The sequence below is a fragment of the Streptomyces sp. NPDC001502 genome (assembly GCF_042894785.1).
In the GTDB taxonomy this organism is placed as follows: Bacteria; Actinomycetota; Actinomycetes; order Streptomycetales; family Streptomycetaceae; genus Streptomyces; species Streptomyces kutzneri.
Map to the genome: position 1 here is coordinate 94393 of NZ_JBIAVW010000022.1, position 20109 is coordinate 114501.

At 72.0% G+C, this 20109-nt stretch carries 17 protein-coding genes; 7 read left to right on the top strand and 10 right to left on the bottom strand.

Annotated elements, in window-relative coordinates; translation table 11 throughout:
• Positions 1-2: 2 nt before the first annotated feature.
• The 6 genes from nuoI to nuoN are packed head-to-tail and all read left to right on the top strand — an operon-like array spanning position 3 to position 6858.
• Positions 3-599 (top strand): NADH-quinone oxidoreductase subunit NuoI, encoded by a 597-nt coding sequence (gene nuoI / locus ACFY0D_RS31445; protein WP_390801363.1) that lies wholly within the window; start codon positions 3-5, stop codon positions 597-599.
• Positions 596-1411, top strand: a complete 816-nt coding sequence (locus ACFY0D_RS31450) for an NADH-quinone oxidoreductase subunit J (RefSeq protein ID WP_390801364.1) — start codon at positions 596-598, stop codon at positions 1409-1411. The genes nuoI and ACFY0D_RS31450 overlap by 4 nt, the downstream gene beginning before the upstream one ends.
• A complete protein-coding gene (gene nuoK, locus ACFY0D_RS31455) occupies positions 1408-1707 on the top strand; it encodes an NADH-quinone oxidoreductase subunit NuoK (RefSeq protein ID WP_030653455.1) in 300 nt (99 codons plus the stop codon). The genes ACFY0D_RS31450 and nuoK overlap by 4 nt, the downstream gene beginning before the upstream one ends.
• Positions 1708-1716: 9 nt before the next feature.
• Positions 1717-3612, top strand: coding sequence for an NADH-quinone oxidoreductase subunit L (gene nuoL / locus ACFY0D_RS31460; RefSeq protein WP_390801365.1), 1896 nt, complete (start codon positions 1717-1719; stop codon positions 3610-3612).
• Position 3613: 1 nt separating this feature from the next.
• The gene (locus tag ACFY0D_RS31465; RefSeq protein ID WP_390801366.1) at positions 3614-5206 is read left to right on the top strand and encodes an NADH-quinone oxidoreductase subunit M; all 1593 of its coding nucleotides are present in this window, start codon (positions 3614-3616) and stop codon (positions 5204-5206) included.
• 5 nt (positions 5207-5211) lie between these two features.
• Positions 5212-6858: an NADH-quinone oxidoreductase subunit NuoN gene (gene nuoN / locus ACFY0D_RS31470; RefSeq protein WP_390801404.1), complete on the top strand. Its 1647-nt coding sequence runs from the start codon at positions 5212-5214 to the stop codon at positions 6856-6858.
• 65 nt (positions 6859-6923) lie between these two features.
• Here nuoN and ACFY0D_RS31475 read toward each other — a convergent pair whose 3' ends face one another.
• The 9 genes from ACFY0D_RS31475 to fahA form a co-directional block, all read right to left on the bottom strand.
• A complete protein-coding gene (locus ACFY0D_RS31475) occupies positions 6924-7544 on the bottom strand; it encodes a Uma2 family endonuclease (protein WP_390801405.1) in 621 nt (206 codons plus the stop codon).
• Between the two features lie 124 nt (positions 7545-7668).
• The gene (locus tag ACFY0D_RS31480) at positions 7669-8280 is read right to left on the bottom strand and encodes a hypothetical protein (protein ID WP_390801367.1); all 612 of its coding nucleotides are present in this window, start codon (positions 8278-8280) and stop codon (positions 7669-7671) included.
• A 113-nt stretch (positions 8281-8393) separates the two neighbouring features.
• Positions 8394-11111, bottom strand: a complete 2718-nt coding sequence (locus ACFY0D_RS31485; protein WP_390801368.1) for a fumarate reductase/succinate dehydrogenase flavoprotein subunit — start codon at positions 11109-11111, stop codon at positions 8394-8396.
• Positions 11112-11122: 11 nt separating this feature from the next.
• Positions 11123-11965 (bottom strand): ABC transporter ATP-binding protein, encoded by an 843-nt coding sequence (locus ACFY0D_RS31490; protein ID WP_390801369.1) that lies wholly within the window; start codon positions 11963-11965, stop codon positions 11123-11125.
• Positions 11962-12942, bottom strand: coding sequence for an ABC transporter permease (locus ACFY0D_RS31495; protein ID WP_390801370.1), 981 nt, complete (start codon positions 12940-12942; stop codon positions 11962-11964). The genes ACFY0D_RS31490 and ACFY0D_RS31495 overlap by 4 nt, the downstream gene beginning before the upstream one ends.
• Complete coding sequence (locus ACFY0D_RS31500) at positions 12939-14294, bottom strand: ABC transporter substrate-binding protein (protein ID WP_390801371.1); 1356 nt, start codon at positions 14292-14294, stop codon at positions 12939-12941. The genes ACFY0D_RS31495 and ACFY0D_RS31500 overlap by 4 nt, the downstream gene beginning before the upstream one ends.
• 14 nt (positions 14295-14308) lie before the next feature.
• Positions 14309-14536 carry a ferredoxin family protein gene (locus ACFY0D_RS31505; RefSeq protein ID WP_030011381.1) on the bottom strand — a complete coding sequence of 76 codons (228 nt, stop codon included), beginning with the start codon at positions 14534-14536 and terminating at the stop codon, positions 14309-14311.
• Positions 14537-14577: 41 nt separating this feature from the next.
• Positions 14578-15348 (bottom strand): GntR family transcriptional regulator, encoded by a 771-nt coding sequence (locus tag ACFY0D_RS31510; RefSeq protein ID WP_373042861.1) that lies wholly within the window; start codon positions 15346-15348, stop codon positions 14578-14580.
• A 139-nt stretch (positions 15349-15487) separates the two neighbouring features.
• Positions 15488-16711, bottom strand: coding sequence for a fumarylacetoacetase (gene fahA, locus ACFY0D_RS31515; RefSeq protein ID WP_390801372.1), 1224 nt, complete (start codon positions 16709-16711; stop codon positions 15488-15490).
• A gap of 339 nt (positions 16712-17050) precedes the next feature.
• On the opposite strand from fahA, the gene ACFY0D_RS31520 reads away from it, so the two are divergent.
• Complete coding sequence (locus ACFY0D_RS31520) at positions 17051-17869, top strand: Cof-type HAD-IIB family hydrolase (protein WP_390801373.1); 819 nt, start codon at positions 17051-17053, stop codon at positions 17867-17869.
• Between the two features lie 110 nt (positions 17870-17979).
• On the opposite strand, the gene ACFY0D_RS31525 is transcribed toward ACFY0D_RS31520, so the two are convergent.
• Complete coding sequence (locus ACFY0D_RS31525) at positions 17980-19983, bottom strand: CocE/NonD family hydrolase (protein WP_390801374.1); 2004 nt, start codon at positions 19981-19983, stop codon at positions 17980-17982.
• Between the last annotated feature and the right edge of the window lie 126 nt (positions 19984-20109).

Sequence of the window (20109 nt, forward strand, 5' to 3'; positions counted from 1 at the left end):
AGATGTCCGACGAGAAGTGGCAGAACCCGGTGGCGGGCTTCGGCGTGACCTTCAAGGCCATGTTCAAGAAGCGCCTCACCGAGCAGTACCCGGAGCAGCAGAAGACGACCGCACCGCGCTTCCACGGACGGCATCAGCTCAACCGGCACCCCGACGGTCTGGAGAAGTGCATCGGGTGCGAGCTGTGTGCCTGGGCCTGTCCCGCCGACGCGATCTATGTGGAGGGCGCGGACAACACCGAGGAGGAGCGCTACTCCCCGGGCGAGCGGTACGGCGCCGTCTACCAGATCAACTACGCGCGCTGCATCCTGTGCGGGCTGTGCGTGGAGGCGTGCCCGACGAGGGCGCTGACCATGACGAACGAGTTCGAACTGGCCGACTCCAGCCGCGAATCGCTCATCTACACCAAGGAGCAGCTGCTGGCCGGCCTGACCGAGGGCATGGTCGAGGCACCGCATTCGATCTTCCCCGGCACGGACGACACGGACTACTACCGAGGTCTGGTGACCGGGGCCGCCCCGGGCACCGTCCGGCAGGTCGCCGTCTCCAAGGGCGAAGTCGCTCCGGAGAACGGGCAGTCCGCGGAGGTGGACGCATGAGCGCCATCGCCGCCTCCGCCACCTCCATGACCTCCACGGGCGAGGCGATCCAGTTCTGGATCCTCGGCACGGTCGCCGTCATCGGCGCGCTGGCCACGATCCTGATGAAGAAGGCGGTGCACAGCGCACTCAGCCTGGCCGGGACGATGATCATCCTGGCCGTCTTCTACCTCGCCAACGGGGCGTACTTCCTGGGCGTCGTCCAGGTCATCGTCTACACCGGCGCGATCATGATGCTGTTCCTCTTCGTGGTCATGCTCGTCGGCGTCACCGCCGCCGACTCCCTGAAGGAGACCATCAAGGGACAGCGCTGGCTGGCCGCCCTGTGCGGGCTCGGCTTCGGCACCCTGCTGATCGGCGGCATCGCCAACGCCGGGCTCACCCACTTCAACGGGCTCGGCCGCGTCAACTCCGGCGGGCACGTCGAGGGCCTGGCGCAGCTGATCTTCACCAAGTACGTCTTCGCCTTCGAGATCACCGGCGCGCTGCTGATCACCGCGTCCGTCGGCGCGATGGTGCTCACCCACCGCGAGCGCACCGAACGGGCCGCGACCCAGCGCGAACTCGCCGAGCAGCGGGTCCGCGAGGGCGTCCAGCTCCCGCCGCTGCCCGCGCCCGGCGTCTACGCCCGGCACAACGCGGTGGACGTCGCCGGCCTGCTGCCGGACGGCACCCCCTCCGAGCTGACCGTCAACCGGACGCTGCGCGCCCGGGGCCAGATCCGGGACGTCTCCAGCCAGGCCATCGACGACCTCAAGGCACTGGAGCAGGCCTCCTCGGAGCGCCTCGGCCGTGAGGAGGCCTCGAAGTGAATCCGGTCAACTACCTGTACCTGGCGGCCCTGCTGTTCACGATCGGTGCCACCGGGGTCCTGATCCGCAAGAACGCGATCGTGCTGTTCATGTGCGTCGAGCTGATGCTCAACGCCTGCAACCTCGCGTTCGTCGCGTTCTCCCGGATGCACGGCAACCTCGACGGCCAGATCATCGCGTTCTTCACGATGGTCGTCGCCGCCGCGGAGGTCGTGGTCGGCCTGGCGATCATCGTCTCGCTGTTCCGTACCCGCCACTCGGCCTCGGTCGACGACGCCAGCCTGATGAAGCTGTAAGGGGTCGCTGTGGAGAACCTGATTGCGCTGCTGATCGCGGCGCCCCTGCTCGGAGCGGTGGTGCTGCTCTGCGGCGGCCGGCGCCTCGACAAGGTCGGTCACTGGATCGGCACCCTGCTCGCGGCCGTCTCCTTCGGGATCGGCGTCGTACTGTTCGCCGACATGCTGGGGCGCACGGCCGAGGACCGGACCCTGACGCAGAACCTGTACACCTGGATCCCCGTCGAGGGCTTCCAGGCGGACATGGCCTTCCAGCTGGACCAGCTGTCGATGACCTTCGTCCTGCTGATCTCCGGGGTGGGCACGCTCATCCACGTGTACTCGATCGGGTACATGGAGCACGACGAGCGCCGCCGCCGCTTCTTCGGCTATCTGAACCTGTTCGTCGCGGCGATGCTGCTCCTGGTCCTCGCCGACAACTACCTGCTGCTGTACTTCGGCTGGGAGGGCGTGGGCCTCGCCTCGTACCTCCTGATCGGCTTCTGGCAGCACAAGCCCAGCGCGGCCACCGCCGCGAAGAAGGCCTTCCTGGTCAACCGCGTCGGCGACATCGGCCTGTCGATCGCGATCATGCTGATGTTCACCACCTTCGGCACCTTCGCCTTCACGCCCCTGTTCGGCGCGGTGGGCGAGACGTCCGAGGGCACGCTGACGGCGATCGGCCTGATGCTGCTGCTGGCCGCCTGCGGCAAGTCGGCGCAGGTCCCGCTGCAGTCCTGGCTCGGGGACGCGATGGAGGGCCCGACCCCGGTCTCGGCCCTGATCCACGCGGCCACCATGGTGACGGCGGGCGTGTACCTGATCGTCCGCTCGGCCGCGATCTTCAACGGAGCGCCGGACGCCCAGCTGGTGGTCACCGTCGTGGGCGCGGTCACGCTCCTCTTCGGTGCGATCGTCGGTTGCGCGAAGGACGACATCAAGAAGGCCCTGGCGGGCTCGACCATGTCGCAGATCGGCTACATGATCCTCGCCGCGGGCCTCGGCCCGATCGGCTACGTCTTCGCGATCATGCACCTGGTGACGCACGGCTTCTTCAAGGCGGGCCTCTTCCTCGGCGCGGGTTCCGTCATGCACGGGATGAACGACGAGGTCGACATGCGCAGGTACGGGGGCCTGCGGAAGTACATGCCGGTCACCTTCGTCACCTTCGGCCTCGGATACCTGGCCATCATCGGCTTCCCGGGCCTGTCCGGCTTCTTCTCCAAGGACATGATCATCGAGGCGGCCTTCGCGAAGGGCGGCACCGAGGGCTGGATCCTCGGCGGGGTCACCCTGCTGGGCGCCGGCATCACCGCCTTCTACATGACCCGCGTCATGCTCCTCACCTTCTTCGGCGAGAAGCGCTGGCAGCCGGACGCAGAGGGCCACCCGCCGCACCCGCACGAGTCCCCGAGGTCCATGACCATCCCGATGGTCATCCTGGCCTTCGGGTCGGTCTTCGCCGGAGCCTTCTTCGAGATCGGCGAGCGCTTCCTGAAGTGGCTGGAGCCCGTCACGGGCTACTCGCACGGCAACCCGCCGGTCAGCGCCATGACCGTCACCGCGGCCACCATGGTGATGCTCCTCGTCGGAGTCGGCATCGCCTGGGCGATGTACGGCAGGCGGCCCGTCCCGGTCGTCGCCCCGCGCGGCTCGTTCCTCACCCGGGCGGCCCGCAAGGACCTCTACCAGGACGACTTCAACCACGTCGTGCTGGTGCGCGGCGGGGAGCACCTGACCCGCTCGCTCGTGTACCTCGACCACAGCGTGGTCGACGGGGTGGTCAACGGGACGGCCGCCTCGGTCGGCGGGCTCTCGGGCCGCCTGCGCAAGCTGCAGAACGGCTACGCCCGCAGCTACGCGGTCTCGATGTTCGGGGGCACGGTGGTTCTGATCGCCGCGACCCTGCTGATGAGGGCGGTGTGAAATGAGTTTCCCGCTTCTGACGGTGACGGCCGCGGTCCCCGCGGTCGGCGCGATCCTGACGGCGGCCGTACCGGCCGCCCGCAGGACCGCCGCCAAGTGGCTCGCGCTGCTCTTCTCGCTGGCGACACTGGCCCTGGCCGTGCTCGTCGCGGTCCGCTTCGACCCGAGCGGTGACCGCTACCAGCTCACCGAATCCCGGCCCTGGATCGCCGACTTCGGCGTCCGCTACGAGCTGGGCGTGGACGGGATCGGGGTGGTGCTCATCGGGCTCACCGCGCTGCTGATCCCCTTCGTGATCGCGGCCGGCTGGCACGACGCCGACCCCCTGGAGACCAAGAGCTCCCGGTGGCGGCCGACCCAGGGCTTCTTCGCCCTGATCCTGCTGGTCGAGGCGATGGTGATCATCTCCTTCGAGGCCACCGACGTCTTCCTCTTCTACATCTTCTTCGAAGCCATGCTCATCCCGATGTACTTCCTCATCGGCGGCTTCGGGGACCGGGCCCACGGCGGCTCCGAGGAGAACGCGGCCACGCAGCGCTCGTACGCGGCGGTCAAGTTCCTCCTCTACAACCTGGTCGGCGGCCTGATCATGCTGGCGGCCGTCATCGGCCTCTACGTGGTCGCCGGGAACTTCTCCCTCCAGGAGATCACCGCCGCCCGGGCCGCGGGCACGCTCGACATGTCGACCAACACCGAGCGGCTGCTGTTCCTCGGGTTCTTCTTCGCCTTCGCGATCAAGGCCCCGCTGTGGCCGCTGCACACCTGGCTGCCGAACGCGATGGGCGAGTCCACCGCTCCGGTCGCCGTACTGATCACCGCGGTCGTCGACAAGGTCGGCACCTTCGCGATGCTCCGCTTCTGCCTCGGGCTCTTCCCCGACGCCAGCAAGTGGGCCACGCCGGTGATCCTGGTGCTGGCCCTGATCAGCATCGTCTACGGCGCGCTGGTCGCGGTCGGCCAGCGGGACATCAAGCGGCTGGTCGCGTACGCCTCGATCTCGCACTTCGGCTTCATCATCCTGGGCATCTTCGCGATGACCTCCCAGGGTCAGTCCGGCGCCACCCTCTACATGGTCAACCACGGCCTGTCGACGGCGGCGCTGATGCTGGTGGCCGGCTTCCTGATCTCGCGGCGCGGCTCGCGGCTCATCGCCGACTACGGCGGCGTCCAGAAGGTGGCCCCGGTCCTCGCCGGCACCTTCCTGATCGGCGGCCTCGCCACCCTCTCGCTGCCGGGCCTCGCACCCTTCGTCAGTGAATTCCTGGTCCTGGTCGGCACGTTCGCCCGGTACCCGGTCGTCGGCATCATCGCCACCACCGGCATCGTGCTCGCCGCCCTCTACACGCTGGTCCTCTACCAGCGCACGATGACCGGCCCCGTGAAGGAGGAGGTCCGCACCATGCCGGACCTGCGCCTGCGGGAGGTGCTGGTGGTCGCCCCGCTGATCGCCCTGCTGATCGGGCTGGGCGTCTACCCGAAGGTCCTCACCGACATCGTCAACCCGGCGGTGGAGCACACCATGTCGGACGTGAAGCAGACGGACCCCGCGCCCGAGGTCGACGTCGAAGCCAAGAACGGGGAGGCGGCGAAGTGAGCACCCTGACTTCCGCCCACAGCCTGTGGACACTGGCGGCCGAGGCACCGGCCGACCGGATCCCGGCGCCGACCATCGAGTACGCACAGCTCGCGCCCACGCTGATCGTGGTGGGTGCGGCGGTGCTCGGGATCCTGGTCGAGGCCTTCGTGCCCCGCAAGTCCCGCTACTACGTCCAGGTGTTCCTCACCGTCGCCGCGCTGGCCTCGGCCTTCGCCGCGGTCGTCGGCCTCGCGGCCGGCGGGTACGGCTCCGGCAAGGCCCACATCGCCGCGATGGGCGCCATCGCCGTGGACGGCCCGGCGCTCTTCCTGCAGGGCACCATCCTGCTGGCCTCGGTCGTGGCGGTCTTCACCTTCGCCGAGCGGCGCCTGGACCCCGCGGCGCACGGCAACCGGGTGGACTCCTTCGCCGCCCAGGCGGCGTCCGTACCGGGCAGCGACAGCGAGAAGGCCGCCGTCAAGGCGGGCTTCACCACCACCGAGGTGTTCCCGCTGGCCCTGTTCGCGATCGCCGGCATGCTGATCTTCCCGGCGGCCAACGACCTGCTGACGCTGTTCATCGCCCTTGAGGTGTTCTCCCTCCCGCTGTACCTGCTCTGCGCCGTCGCCCGCCGCCAGCGGCTGATGTCGCAGGAGGCCGCGGTGAAGTACTTCCTCCTGGGGGCCTTCTCCTCCGCCTTCCTCCTCTTCGGCATCGCGCTGCTCTACGGGTACGCGGGCTCGGTCTCGTACGCGGCGATCGCCGACGTGGTCGACGGCACGGTCGCGAAGATCGACCCGGCGCTGGCCTCCACCATGGGCAACGACGCGCTGCTGCTGATCGGCGGCGCGCTGATCCTGATGGGCCTGCTCTTCAAGGTCGGCGCGGTCCCCTTCCACATGTGGACCCCGGACGTCTACCAGGGCGCCCCGACCCCGGTCACCGGCTTCATGGCGGCGGCGACCAAGGTGGCCGCCTTCGGCGCCCTCCTGCGCCTGCTCTACGTGGTCCTGCCGGGGCTGCGCTGGGACTGGCGTCCGGTGATGTGGGCGGTGGCCATCGTCACGATGCTCGCGGGCGCGGTGATCGCCGTGACCCAGACGGACGTCAAGCGGCTGCTCGCCTACTCCTCGATCGCGCACGCGGGCTTCATCCTGGCCGGTGTGATCGCGACCTCGGCGCAGGGCGTCCAGTCCGTCCTCTTCTACCTGGGCGCCTACTCCTTCGTGACGATCGGCGCCTTCGCGGTGGTCACGCTGGTGCGCGACGCGGGCGGCGAGGCCACGCACCTGTCCAAGTGGGCGGGGCTGGGCCGGCGTTCGCCGCTGACGGCGGCCGTCTTCGCGGTGTTCCTGCTCGCCTTCGCGGGCATCCCGCTCACCTCCGGCTTCACGGGCAAGTTCGCCGTGTTCAGGGCGGCGGCGGAGAGCGGCGCCGGGGTGCTGGTCGTGATCGGTGTCATCTCGTCCGCGATCGCCGCGTTCTTCTACATCCGGGTGATCGTCCTGATGTTCTTCAGCGAGCCGAAGGCCGACGGCCCGACGGTGGCGGTCCCCTCGCCGCTGACGATGACCACCATCGCGGTGGGCGTCGCCGTCACCCTGGTCCTGGGCCTCGCCCCGCAGTACTTCCTGGACCTGGCGGGTCAGGCGAGCACCTTCGTCCGCTGACCGGTTCGCGCAACGGCCAAGGGCCCGGCCCTTCGGGGGAGCCGGGCCCTTGGCCGTGTGCGGGTCTATTCCGGTAACCCCTTCGGTTTGATCGTGGTGAGGTCCAGGTCCAGGTCGATGGGGAAGGGGACCGTGACCTTCAGCCGGTCGTGGAAGATGCCCGTCGCGACGTAGACACGCGTGGCCGGTTCGAGTTCGAACACGTAGACGACTGCCCGGTCGTTCTTGTTCTCGACCCGCCAGTAGTGGGGGATTCCTGCCCGGGCGTACTTGGTCGGCTTGGTCTCGCGGTCCCGGGCGATCGAATCAGGAGAGACGACCTCGACGGCCAGCCGGACGGACGCGGCGGGGATCCGTGTCTGCTGCAGGGGGCCCCGGGCCAGTTCCTCTTCGACGACGAGGACGTCCGGCTCGGGCCGGTTCAGTCGGTCGATGTCGATGGTGAACTCTCTCATCACTTCGAGTCCGTCCGGAACCAGTGATTCGAGTTGCCATTCGAAGAATCGCAGGGCTCGCATGTGGAAACGGGTTTGCGGACTCGCGAAGATCAGGCTCCCGTCGATCAGCTCCGTGTGCGGAGGCAGGTTGGGAAGCCGGTCAAGGTCGTCCGCCGTCCACCCGCCCGCGGGCGGGACGCGCCAGCGCGGGGCGGGCTCCTGCTCGGAGGTCTCGGGATCGACGCTCATCGGTGGTGCTCCCATGCGACGGAGTCTCGCGAGTCCGACCAGCGTATCGCCCGGGGTTCCCGGAGAAGCCGTCCTTTTGGGTGAGTCATATGCCCGCGTCACTTGACCGCGCGGGCCGCGCGGACTAGTGGCCGTGTGGGTGGGCGGCGGCCGGCTTGCCCGGGGCGGGGGCCTTCTTCGGGCAGGTCAGCGCCGGGTTCCAGTTGTGGAAGCGGCCCGCCGGGTTCTCCTTGTACGCCCACATGTGCAGGTCGTAGTGCTTGGGCATGCCCGCCCAGTGGCCCGGCATGGGCCCGTCGAAGGGCAGCCCGAACATGCTCGGCCGGTCGTCGCTGGTCTTCAGGTCCTGGTCCCGGTCGGTGGACATCCACTCCACCGTCTCCAGCTTGCGACGGCCGCCCCGGTCCTTGTCCTTGCTGTAGAGGAGCGCGGTCGGCCTGGCCGGGTCCTTCGAACCCCAGTTGGCCTGCTTCACGTAGTGGTAGCCCATGGCGCCCACCCCGAACGGGTTGGTCATGCATTCCTCGCCGTGCGGGACGTACCCGTCCTTGAGGGCCTCCCGCTCGTCCGCGTACTTGGCCGTCACCGCGATCGCCGTGGCGATGTCCCGCATGGCCTTCGCGTTGCTCGGGTCGGGCGCGGGCCCCTCCACCCCGTGCGCCGGGACCACGGCGGCCAGGCCCAGCGACACGGCGGCGGTGATCACGAGGGTGGCCTTGCGGACATGGGGGGACATGAGGACTCCTGCCTTCGACGGGCTTTCGTCCACCATCCCGGCGCCCCGTGGGCCCTGCACGCCGCGGACCCCCAAACGGGGGTCCGACACCACCGCCTGACAGCGTGTGAGGGTCAGGCGGCGCGGGCCGCGTACGCGCGGACGTCCGCGTCCGGATCCGACACCGCCGTGGCGAGGGCCGCCCGGGCCTCCGCGGTGTCCCGGTGGGCCAGCAGGGCGAGGACCGCCGCCTTGCGGACGTCTGCGTTGACGTCGGCCAGGGTCTTGGCCAGAGCCGGTACCGCCGTTTCCGGGGCGGCCGCCGACAGCCCGGCCGCCGCCCCCGCCCGGACCTGCCAGGCCGGGTCGGCCAGAGCCGCCACCGCGGTACGGGCGTACCCGTCAGGGCAGCCGACCGAGGCCAGCGCGCCCAGCGCCGCACCCCGCACCAGCGGGTCGGCGTCCGCCAGCAGCGGGTCCAGCGGGGCCGGGACCGGGGCGTGCACCGAGGCCAGGCCCTTGGCCACCGCCACCCGGACCTCGCGGGCCGGGTCCGCGGCGGCCGCGGCCAGCTGCGGGACGGCGTCCACCGAGACCAGCGCGCGGACCGCGTGGATGCGGACCTCCGGGTCGGCGTCGGCCAGCGAGGCGGCGTACAGCTCCGCGTCGCCGAGCCGCAGCGCCCGCAAGGCTTCGAGCGAGGCGGAGCGCACCGCGGGGTCGGGCACGGCGAGGGTGGCGCGCAGGCCCGTACCCAGCTCCGGCCCGCCCGGCAGGACCTCCACGAGCTCCCGCAGCGCGCCCGCGGCGGCCGCCCGTACGACGGCGGCCGGGTCGGCGAGGCGCGCGGCCAGCGCGGGCCCGGCGCCGGCCGGTACGGTCTCGCCGAGCGCCGCGACGGCGGCGGCCCGCACGGCCGGATCGGGGTCGGCCAGGTAGGGCGTGAGGGCGGCCAGGTCGGGGGACTCCTCGGCCAGGGCGAGCAGTTCCAGGATCCGGGGCGAGGCGCCCGGGGCGGCGCCGGGCACCGGCGCGGCCTGGGGGACCGGCGCGGCCTGTGCGCGGGCCGCCGGGGCCGCCTCCCGCGGGCCCGCCGTGGCCACCGGGACCAGATCGACCTCGCCCAGGTGCCGTGAGGGGCCGCCGGCCGGGGCGAACCCGTCGACTGGCACCAGGTACGGCTCCACCGGCCGGGCGGTGAACTCCATCGCCCCCGAGGCCGACTTGCGCAGGTCCAGGTGGTGCAGCCAGCCCGTGTCGTCGCGCTTCGGGTGGTCGAGCCGCTCGTGGTAGAGGCCCCAGCGGGACTCGGTACGGGCCAGCGAGGAGCGGGCCGCCATCTCCGCGCAGTCCCGGATGAAGGACACCTCCGCGCACCGCATCAGCTCGTGCGCAGTGGTCGCGCCCATCTCCGCGATCTCACCGGTCATCCGGTCGAAGGCCGCCACGGCGAGCGAGAGCTTCGCGCCCGTCTTCGGCGGGGCCACGTAGTCGTTCACGAACCGCCGCAGCTTGTACTCCACCTGCGGCTGCGGCGGCCCGTCCGGGTTGCGCAGGGGGCGGTAGACCAGCTCGTGGGCCGCCGCCAGCTGATCGGCCGGCAGCGTGCCCTCGTACGCCGTGTACCGGGCCGCGTCCCCGCCCGCCAGATCGCCGAAGACGAACGCCCCGATCATGTAGTTGTGCGGTACGGACGCCAGGTCCCCGGCCGCGTACAGCCGCGGCACCGTGGTGCGGGCGTGGTCGTCCACCCGGACGCCGGACGCCGAGTGGCCGCCGCACAGCCCGATCTCCGAGATGTGCATCTCGATGTCGTGGGTGCGGTAGTCGTGGCCGCGGCCCGCGTGGAAGGTGCCGCGCGTCGGCCGCTCGGTGGTGTGCAGGATGGACTCCAGGGAGGCCACCGACTCCTCCGGGAGGTGGCTGAGCTTGAGGTACACCGGGCCCCGGTCCGAGGCGAGTTCGGCGGCGAACTCGGCCATCATCTGCCCCGACCAGTAGTCGGAGTCGACGAAGCGCTCGCCGTGCCGGTTGACCTGGTAGCCGCCGAAGGGGTTCGCGACGTACGCGCACGCCGGGCCGTTGTAGTCCTTGATCAGCGGGTTGATCTGGAAGCACTCGATCCCGGTCAGCGCGGCGCCCGCGTGGTAGGCCATGGCGTAGCCGTCGCCCGCGTTGGTCGGGTTCTCGTACGTCCCGTACAGGTAACCGGAGGCCGGAAGTCCGAGCCGTCCGCAGGGGCCGGTCGCCAGGATCACCGCCCCGGCGCGCACGGTCACGAAGGCGCCGGTGCGGGTGTTGAAAGCGGCCGCGCCGATCGCCCGGCCGTCCTCGGGCGAGGTCAGGACCCGTACCGGCATCACCCGGTTCTCGATCCGGATCCGCTCGCGCATCTCGCGGCGCCGCAGCTGCCGGTAGAGGACCTTCTTGACGTCCTTGCCCTCGGGCATGGGCAGTACGTACGAGCCCGAGCGGTGCACCTGGCGCACCGCGTACTCGCCGTGCTCGTCCTTCTCGAACTTCACCCCGTACGACTCAAGGCGCTGCACCATCGCGAACCCGCGGGTGGCGGTCTGGCGGACCGTGGACTGGTCGACGATGCCGTCGTTGGCGCGGGTGATCTCGGCGACGTAGTCGTCGGGCTCGGCGCGGCCGGGGACGACGGCGTTGTTGACCCCGTCCATGCCCATGGCGAGCGCCCCGGAGTGGCGGACGTGCGCCTTCTCCAGGAGCAGGACCCGCGCGCCCCGCTCGGCGGCGGTCAGCGCCGCCATCGTGCCGGCGGTGCCGCCGCCGATGACGAGGACGTCGCAGGAGAGTTCCTCGGCGTCGCCGATGGCGGGGATGTCCATGGTGCGGCCTTTCACAGTGAGTTGATGATCTGCTGCCGGAGCCCGGCGTACGAGGCCCCGCGGTCGCGCGGCCGCGGTACGGGCACCACCTGCGCGGCGCCGAGCAGTGCGACGCGGTCGCCGAGGAACAGCGCCTCGTCCACGTCGTGGGTGACGAAGACGACGGTCGCGCCGGTGCCCGCGAGGACGTCCACGAGGAGGTCCTGCATCTCGGCGCGGGTCTGGGCGTCGAGCGCCCCGAAGGGCTCGTCCATGAGGACGGCGCGCGGGCGCGCGGCGAGGGCGCGGGCCAGCTGCACGCGCTGGCGCTGCCCGCCCGAGAGCTGGTGCGGGAACTTGTGCGCGTGCCCGTCCAGGCCGACCCGCTCCAGCCACTCCCCGGCGATCCGCCGCCGGGCCCGCCGGGCGGCACGGGACAGATCGAACACGGGGGAGCGGCCATGCCGGCCGGGCACCCCGCCCGGCCCGTCCGGGTCGCCCTTCTCCTCGGACGGGCCCCGCGAGCGCCCGATGGCGAGCGGGAGTTCGACGTTGGCCCGGACCGTGCGCCAGGGGAGCAGGGCGTCGTCCTGGAAGACCAGCGCCCGGTCGGCGTCCGGGCCGGTGACGGGGATGCCGTCCTGCTCCACGGCGCCGGCGAGCGGGGGCAGCAGCCCGGCCAGGGTGCGCAGCAGCGTGGACTTCCCGCACCCGGACGGGCCGACGACGCTCAGGACCTCGCCCTCCTCGACGGTCAGGTCGACCTCGTCGAGCACCACGTTCCCGCGGTGCCCGAGCCGTACGCCGCGCAGCGCGAGCCGGGCCCCTCGGGGCGCGGCGGCGACCGGGGCGGTCGCGACATCGGTCAGGCTCATGGCGAGGTCACCTCTCGTGTACGGGGCTTCGCCGGCTCCGCCCGGGCGGAGCCGGGGCGTGGGGCGTCGGGACGCGTGGCGTCGGGACGCGGGGCGTCGGGGTCCACGCCGGGGCGGGCCCGTGACGCCCCGGGCCGCGGGAAGAGCCGGAGCCCCCTCGCGCCCGCCGTGCCCTCCGGCCGCGGCGCCTGGGCCCGGCCGGCGTCCGCACCGGAGCGCGCCGGCAGCCACCGCGTCAGGCGGCGGCCCGCACGCTCCACCGCCGTGGAGGTCAGCCAGCCCAGTGCGCCGATGGTGACCATGCCGACGAAGACGCCGGGGTAGTCGATCACCGTGTAGTCCTGCCAGGTCCGGTAGCCGACCCCGTACTCGCCGGAGATCATCTCGGCCGAGATCACACAGATCCAGGCCACCCCGATCCCGACCGACAGGCCCCCGAAGATGCCCGGCAGGGCGCCCGGCAGCACCACGGAGAAGAGGATCCGCGCCCGCCCGCCGCCCATGGTCAGGACCGCCTCCTCCCACACCGGACTCAGCGCGCCCACCGCGTGCCGCGTCGAGACCAGCACCGGGAAGAAGGCGGCCGTGCAGGTGATGAAGACGATCCCCTGCTCGTTGGAGGGAAACAGCAGGATCGCCACCGGGACCAGCGCGATCGCCGGTATAGGACGCAGCACCTCCAGCAACGGGCCCAGCACATCGGCCGCGATCCGCGACCGGGCGATCGCCGTGCCCACCGCCACGCCCAGGACCGCGGCGAGCGCGAAGCCCGTCACGATCCGGCGCAGGCTGGACGCCAGGTCCTGCCAGAAGGGCCCGGTCCCGGCCCGTTCGGCGAACGCCCCGGCGACCTCGCCCACCGTCGGGAACTGCTCGAAGCGCAGCCACACGTTCACGTCCAGCGAGGTCAGCCCCTGCCACACGAGCAGGGCCGCGCCGAGCGAGGCCGCCCGCAGCAGCCAGCGGCCGCCCGTCATGACGCCAGGGCCCCGGCCTCGGCGAAGCTCACGATGCGCGCCCCGGATCCCTGGTGCGCCGCCACGTACGCCTTCGCGCCCGCCGGCGTGACGAAGGCGCGCAGCTCCGGCCCCTCGGAGACCCACACCGCCTTGTCCGCGAACCAGAGCGTGCCCGTCACCGCGTCCGGTACGTACGCCGCCCGGACGTCCGCGCCGCGCGCCGCCTTCAGCAGCTCGCGCGGGGAGTCGAAGGACTGGGTCCGGGCCTGGCCCTTCAGCCACAGCTCGGGGCGGGCGGCCACCGCCTTGGGGTACTCCGCCGTCCCGGCCGCCACCCGGGCCAGCGGCGCCGGGTCCACGAAGGCGTCCACGTCCACGTCACCGACCAGCTTGGCGTCCTTCAGCACCGGCACGTCCTGCTTCAGCGCGTCGATCAGCTCCGGGCGCAGGGCCGGGTCGAAGGTCGCGATGCCGTTCGCCCCGTTGTAGAGGTACACCACCTCCGCCGGCAGCCCGGTCTCCTTCGCCACCGACTCGGCGGCCGCGACCGGTTCCGCGCGCAGGTGGTCGGTGGCCCGGCGCTGGGCCCGCAGGAAGTCGTCCAGTACGCCGGCCCGCTCCTTCGCGAACTTCTCCCGCACGGTGACCCCGTGGAAGGTCGGCAGGTTCAGCTCGGCGCCGTCGTACAGGGCCTTGGCCCGGCCTTCGTACGCCAGCTGCCCCGGCCACGCCACGAACTGCGAGAGCGCGTCGACGCTGCCCGCCTGGAGCGCCGAAGCGCCCACGCTGGGCTGCTGGTTGAGCTTCTCGATGCCGCTCGCCGGGTCGATCCCGGCGCGCTGCAGCGCCCGTACCAGCGTTCCGTCGGCCGCCGAGCCGACGCTCGTCGACACCTTCCTGCCGCGCAGGTCGGCCAGGGACTCCAGCTTCGACTCCGGTGCGGCGACCACGGTGTTGAGGCCGCCGCGCAGGTTGTAGCCGGTCACGGAGACGAGGTGGGTGGGCTGCTTCAGCTCCTTGCCGCGCACCGCGTTGATGAGGAGCGGGAAGTCGCCCATCGAGCCGATGTCGATCTTCCCGGCGGTCATCTGGGCGGTGATGGGGGCGCCGGTGGCGTAGTCCTGCCAGTCCACCTTGTAGGTGATGCCGTCCTTCCTGCCGCGCGCGGCGAGCTCCTCCTCGAAGTAGCCGAGGGAGCGCAGCAGGGTGCCGGCGGTGACGGTGTTGATGGTCTTGGACTGGTAGCCGACGGTCACGGTGACCGTCTTGGAGTCGGCCGCCCCGGCGGAGCCCGAGCAGGCCGTGGCCAGCGGGGCGAGGAGCAGGGCGAGCGCGGCGGGCGCGAGTGTCTTCGTACGCGTCGTACGCATGGGGAGGGGACCTTTCACCGGAGCAGGTAGGGCATGTTGACGGTGACCGCGCCGGTGGGACAGCGGGCGGCGCACGGGCCGCAGTACCAGCACTCGTCGACGTGCATGTAGGCCTTGCCGTTGTCCTCGCGGATCGCGAGCGAGTCGAGCGGACACATGTCGACGCAGAGCGTGCAGCCGTCGATGCACAGGGACTCGTCGATGGTCACGGGCACGTCGCCGCGCTGGGGGACCACAGGCATGGCTGTCTCCAGGAAGGTGGGTACGTTCGGTGTCGGAGGGCTCAGAGGGAGCGGCGCAGCAGGCCGCTCATGGTGATCCGGTCGCCGCGGAAGCGGATGAACTCCAGGTCCACGGGCCGGCCGTCGCCCAGGTGGGTGAGGCGCTCCAGCATCAGGACGGCGGCCCCGCGCGGGGCCTGCAGGACGGCGGCGGAGTGCGCGTCGGCGTTGACGGCCTCAAGGGTGATCTCGGCGTGCCCGAGCGGCTGCCCGGTCAGCTGCTCCAGGAGCCGGAAGACGTCGGTGTTCTCCAGGTCGCAGCCCAGCAGTCCGGCGCCGATGTCCATCGGGACGTAGGTGAGGTCGAGGGAGAGCGGCAGCCCGTTCAGGCGCCGCAGCCGTTCGATGTAGAGCACGTCGGCGTGCTCGGGCAGACCGAGCCGCCCGGCGACCGGGGCGGGGGCACGGACGGGGCCGACGGTGCGGACCTCGTTGGTCACCCGGCCGTGCTCGTTCAGGGTCTCGGCCAGGCCTTGCAGGCGGTCCAGGCCGTGCGGGTACTTCTCGCAGACCACGACGGTGCCCACGCCCGGGCGGCGCTCCACGAGCCGCTCGCCGCGCAGCAGGTCGAGGGCCTGGCGGACGGTGTTGCGGCCGGCGCCGTAGGAGTCGGCGAGTTCGCCCTCCAGGGGGAGGACCCCGCCGGGGTAGCCGCCCGCCAGGATCTGGTGGCGCAGCAGGTCGGCGAGCTGGCGAGCCTGGTCCGCGCGCAGGCGCCGCCGGCGCGCGGCGGCGACCGGGACGGTGTGCGTGGCGGTTCGTTCGGCTGGCATGGCAGGGAACGTACCGGCGGCCCGGCGCCGGTGGTGTTGCCGCAGTGTTGCGCCACCTGATGGCGCTTCCGCAGGGCTCTGAGCTGCGGTTTCGGCGGGGCGGCGGAAAGATCCGCCACCCCGCCGACCGAGGGATGGACTAGCGCGATCCCACGATGCGGCCGGTGACCTCGCCGAGGCCGACGCGCGTGCCGTCCGGGCCGGGGGCCCAGGCGGTGAGGGTGACGGTGTCCCCGTCCTCCAGGAAGGTGCGCTTGCCGTCGGTGAGCTCGATGGCGTCGCGGCCGTTCCAGGTGAGCTCCAGCAGCGAGCCGCGCTGGCCGACCTCGGGACCGCTGACGGTGCCGGAGCCGAAGATGTCGCCGGTGCGCAGGGAGGCGCCGTTGACGGTCATGTGGGCGAGCTGCTGGGCGGCCGTCCAGTACATGGTGGCGAAGGGCGGCTGCGCCACCTCCTGCCCGTTGATGGAGACGCTGATGCGCAGGTCGAAGCCGCCGGGGCGGTCGAGGTCGGCGTCGTCCAGGTAGGGCTGGAGCGGGAAGTCCCGGGCGGGCGGGGCGACCCGGGCCGCGTCGAGGGCCTCCAGCGGGGTGACCCAGGCGGAGACGGAGGTGGCGAAGGACTTGCCGAGGAAGGGGCCGAGCGGCACGTACTCCCAGGCCTGGATGTCGCGCGCCGACCAGTCGTTGAGCAGGAACAGCCCGAAGACGTGCTGCTCGAAGTCGCCCAGCGCCACCGGCCGGCCCAGCTCGGAGGGGGTGCCGACGACGAAGCCGACCTCGGCCTCGATGTCGAGCTTGACGGAGGGGCCGAAGACGGGCGCCGGGTCGGTGGGCGCCTTGCGCTGGCCGGAGGGGCGTACGACATCGGTGCCGGAGACCACGATGGTGCCGGAGCGGCCGTGGTAACCGATGGGGAGGTGCTTCCAGTTGGGCGTCAGTGCGTCGCCGTCCGGGCGGAACATCTTGCCGACGTTGGTGGCGTGGTGCTCGCTCGCGTAGAAGTCGACGTAGTCGGCGACCTCGTACGGCAGGTGCAGGGTGACCTCGTCGAGCGGCACCAGGTGCGGCTCGACGGTGGGGCGGTGGCCGGGGTCGGTCACCCAGGCAGTGAGCGCGCGGCGCACGTCGCGCCAGGCGGTGTGGCCGGCGCCGAGCAGCGGGTTGAGGGTGGACCGTCCGAGCAGGTCCGCGAACGGGGAGCCGAGCGCGGCCGCGGCCGCCCCCGCGTCGAGGACGAATCCGCCGATGCGCACACCGACCCGCCGCCGGTCGTCCGCGGCGGTCGAGAAGACGCCGTAGGGGAGGTTGTGCGGCCCGAACGGGTCGCCCTCGGGGACATCGAGGGGGCTCTGCTGGGGCATGGGGTACTGCCTCGCTTTCGACGCGGTCCGGGGGTGTCCCGGTAGACACGGTGCGGGACACGCTACTCAGGATCCCGCGGGAACGCGCGGGTACCCGGTCGGAGATGAAACACACCCCGGGACGACGGCTGTGGTCAGGTATCCACAGTTCCGGTCATATCTGATCTTTTGGTGCGTGCTGTCGATCGAGGGCCCTACGGTCGGGGTTGTGCACTTCCCTGCCCCGCCCCTGCCCCGCTCGGCGCTGGAGCGCGTCAAAGTGACGGATGGGACGTGGGGGAGGCCGGATTCGGGCTCTATTTGTAGGACTTGTCCAAAGGGGTCCGTATCCTAGGCGCCGTGACTTCCGCCCCGCCTCCGGCCCTTCCCTATGCCTTGATCGCCACAGACCTGGACGGGACTCTGCTGCAAGCCGGGGACACCGTCTCCGCCCGCTCGTACGAGGCGCTCGCGACAGCGCGCGCGGCCGGCGCCCAGCACATCATCGTCACCGGACGCCCCGTTCCCCAGGTCCGACACGTCCTGGACCGGCTCGGCTACACGGGGCTCGCGGTGTGCGGGCAGGGCGCGCAGGTGTACGACGCGGCGCGCGGGCGCCTGCTGCACTCCGTGTCCATGGACCGGGAGCTGGCCGAGGTGGCCCTCGGCAAGATCGAGGCGGAGATCGGCGAGGTCTACGCGGCGGTCAACCAGGAGGGCCTGGACGCGGAGATGCTGATAGGGCCGGGCTACCGGATGTGGCACCCGCACCTGCCGACGGTCCGCGTCCCGCGGCGCTGCGACCTGTGGTCGGCGCCGATCAACAAGGTGCTGCTCCAGCACCCGGAGCTGGACGACGACGAGCTGACCCGGGTGGCGCGGTCGGTGGTCGGCCATCTGGTGAACGTCACGATGGCGGGCGAGCACACGGTGGAACTCCAGCCGCCTGGCATCGACAAGGCCACCGGGCTCGCGCGGGCGGCGGATGTCCTCGGCGTCTCCCCGTCCGGGACGATCGCCTTCGGGGACATGCCGAACGACATCCCGATGTTCGCGTGGGCGGCCCATGGGGTGGCGATGGCCAACTCCCACCACGAGCTGGTGGCGGTCGCGGATGAGCTGACGCTGTCCAACGAGGACGACGGCATCGCGGTGGTCCTGGAGCGGCTGTTCGGCTGACCGCCGGCCGCGGGGGCGCCGCCCCCGCGCCCGTTCCGGCGCCGTCGGCGTTCGAGGCGCGGGGTCCGGGGCGGAGCCCCGGGGCCGCCCGCCGGGGCGGGTCGACCCGCTCAGCCCGCCGCGCGCGGCAGCCGGCGTTCCCACGTCCGGTGGAAGACCACCTCGTCCCCCTCCCGGCACACCACCTCGTTCGACGTCAGGAAGCCGCCCTCGTCGCAACGGATCTCCGAGCGGGTCTCCACCCGCGCGTCCCAGCCCAGCTCCGGCCGGTGGAGCCGGATCCGCCACCGCGAGAACGTGCGCGCCGACAGCGCGTCCGCGTCCTGGATCTCGTACACCTCCTCCGCGTCCTCCTCGTACTCCAGGCCGTCCGGGTACACCCGGGTGCCCCCGTACCGCGGGTCCACCTCCAGCCGCCACGTCCCGCGCGCGACGTCCCGTACGACCAGCCGTTCCGGACGCGGTTCGTCCAGCGTCGCCGGGACGACCACACCCAGCGGCTCCGCCTGCTCCGGGGCCTCGAAGACGATCCCGCCGTCCGCCGCGGAGCCCGCCCGCACCGGCAGGGTCAGCGCGCTGCCCGCCGGGTCCAGGGTCCAGCCGGCCTCGGACCCGGCCCGCGGCCAGATCCACGGCCAGTACGCGGACGACACGGCGAGCCGGATCCGGTGCCCGGGCGCGAAGGCGTGCCCGATGCCGTTCAGCTCGAAGGTGACGTCCTCGTACGCGCCCACCGGCCAGGGCAGCGCCCGGTCGCGGCCCCGGCGCGCCGAGAGGTTGAGCGCGCCCCGCGTGACCAGTGTCGAGGAGCCGTCCGGGGCCACGTCGCACAGCCGGGCGACCACCTGCCCGTACGACACGTCGAGCCGCAGCCGCAGGGTGACCGATGGCCGTCCCAGGATCTCCACCGGCTCCTCGCGCCCCACCGGGAACTCGAAGCAGGCCGACTTCGCGTCCTCCTCCCGCTGGTCCGGCGGCAGGTCGGCGTCGTTGCCGAAGGGGAAGAAGCGGCCCGCGTCCAGCCCGGTGTGCTGCGGGGAGGCCACCGCCACCGGCGCGCCCTGGAACACGTACGGGACAGGGATGACGGACGCCGACGGCCAGGACTTCTCGCCGGCCCAGCGGCCCGGGAGCTCCTCGTACACCGTCGCGGGCGGGTGCGATGCGCTGATCCAGGTGCGCAGCAGCGGTTCCTCCATCACCCCGTTGTCCGCGCCCTTCAGCCAGTGGTCCCACCAGCGCAGGGTCTCCTGCAGGAAGCCGATGGCCGGTCCCGGCGGCAGGCCGCGGTCCGGGTACTGGTGCGACCAGGGCCCGATCAGGCCCCGTACACGGGCGGACGGCAGGTGTTCGACCAGCCGCAGCACGGTGTCCCGGTACGGGTCGTGCCAGCCGCCGACCGCGAGCACGGCCGCGCGGACGGCCGGGTAGTCCTCGCAGACGCTGCCGTGGCGCCAGTAGGCGTCGCGCGTCTGGTGGGAGAGCCAGGTGTGGACGAGCGGTTCCACCGCCTCCAGCCGGTCCAGCCACATCCGGCGCCAGTCGTCGCCGACGAACTGCGGGTCCGGCGGGCGGGAGGCGAAGGCCAGCAGGGTCGCCGCCCACGCGTGCATGTCCACGGCGAGCACCGAGCCGCCCATGTAGTGCACGTCGTTGTCGTAGCGGTCGTCCGTCGAGCAGACGGTCACGACCGCCTTCAGCGGCTCCGGGGCCAGCGCGGCGATCTGGAGGGAGTTGAACCCGCCCCAGGAGATGCCGAACATCCCCACCGACCCCGTGCACCACGGCTGCGCCGCCAGCCACTCCACCACCGCGACCCCGTCGGCCAGCTCGCGGGCGTCGTACTCGTCGCCCGGCCGGCCCCCGCTGCAGCCGTGCCCGCGCACGTCCACCCGTACGGAGGCATAGCCGTGCCCCGCGTACCAGGGGTGGCGCTGCTGGTCGCGCGGCGCGGTCCAGTCGGTGAGCCGGTACGGGAGGTACTCCAGCAGGGCCGGCACCGGCTCGTCCGTCACCGGGCGCCAGATCCGGGCGTACAGCTCGACACCGTCGGGAAGCGGGATCCGGACATCCTCGTGGGTGGTGCCGTACGGGAAATCGGTACGGATGATCATCTGGTCTCAGCCGCCAATCGCCTCGGACGTATCCCTGGGGGTGTCGCCGGTCGCCGTCCGTCCGGCGAGCCATCCGCCAGCGGCGGGGACGAGGTGGACCATGGTCCCGTGGGCCGCGGGGACGGA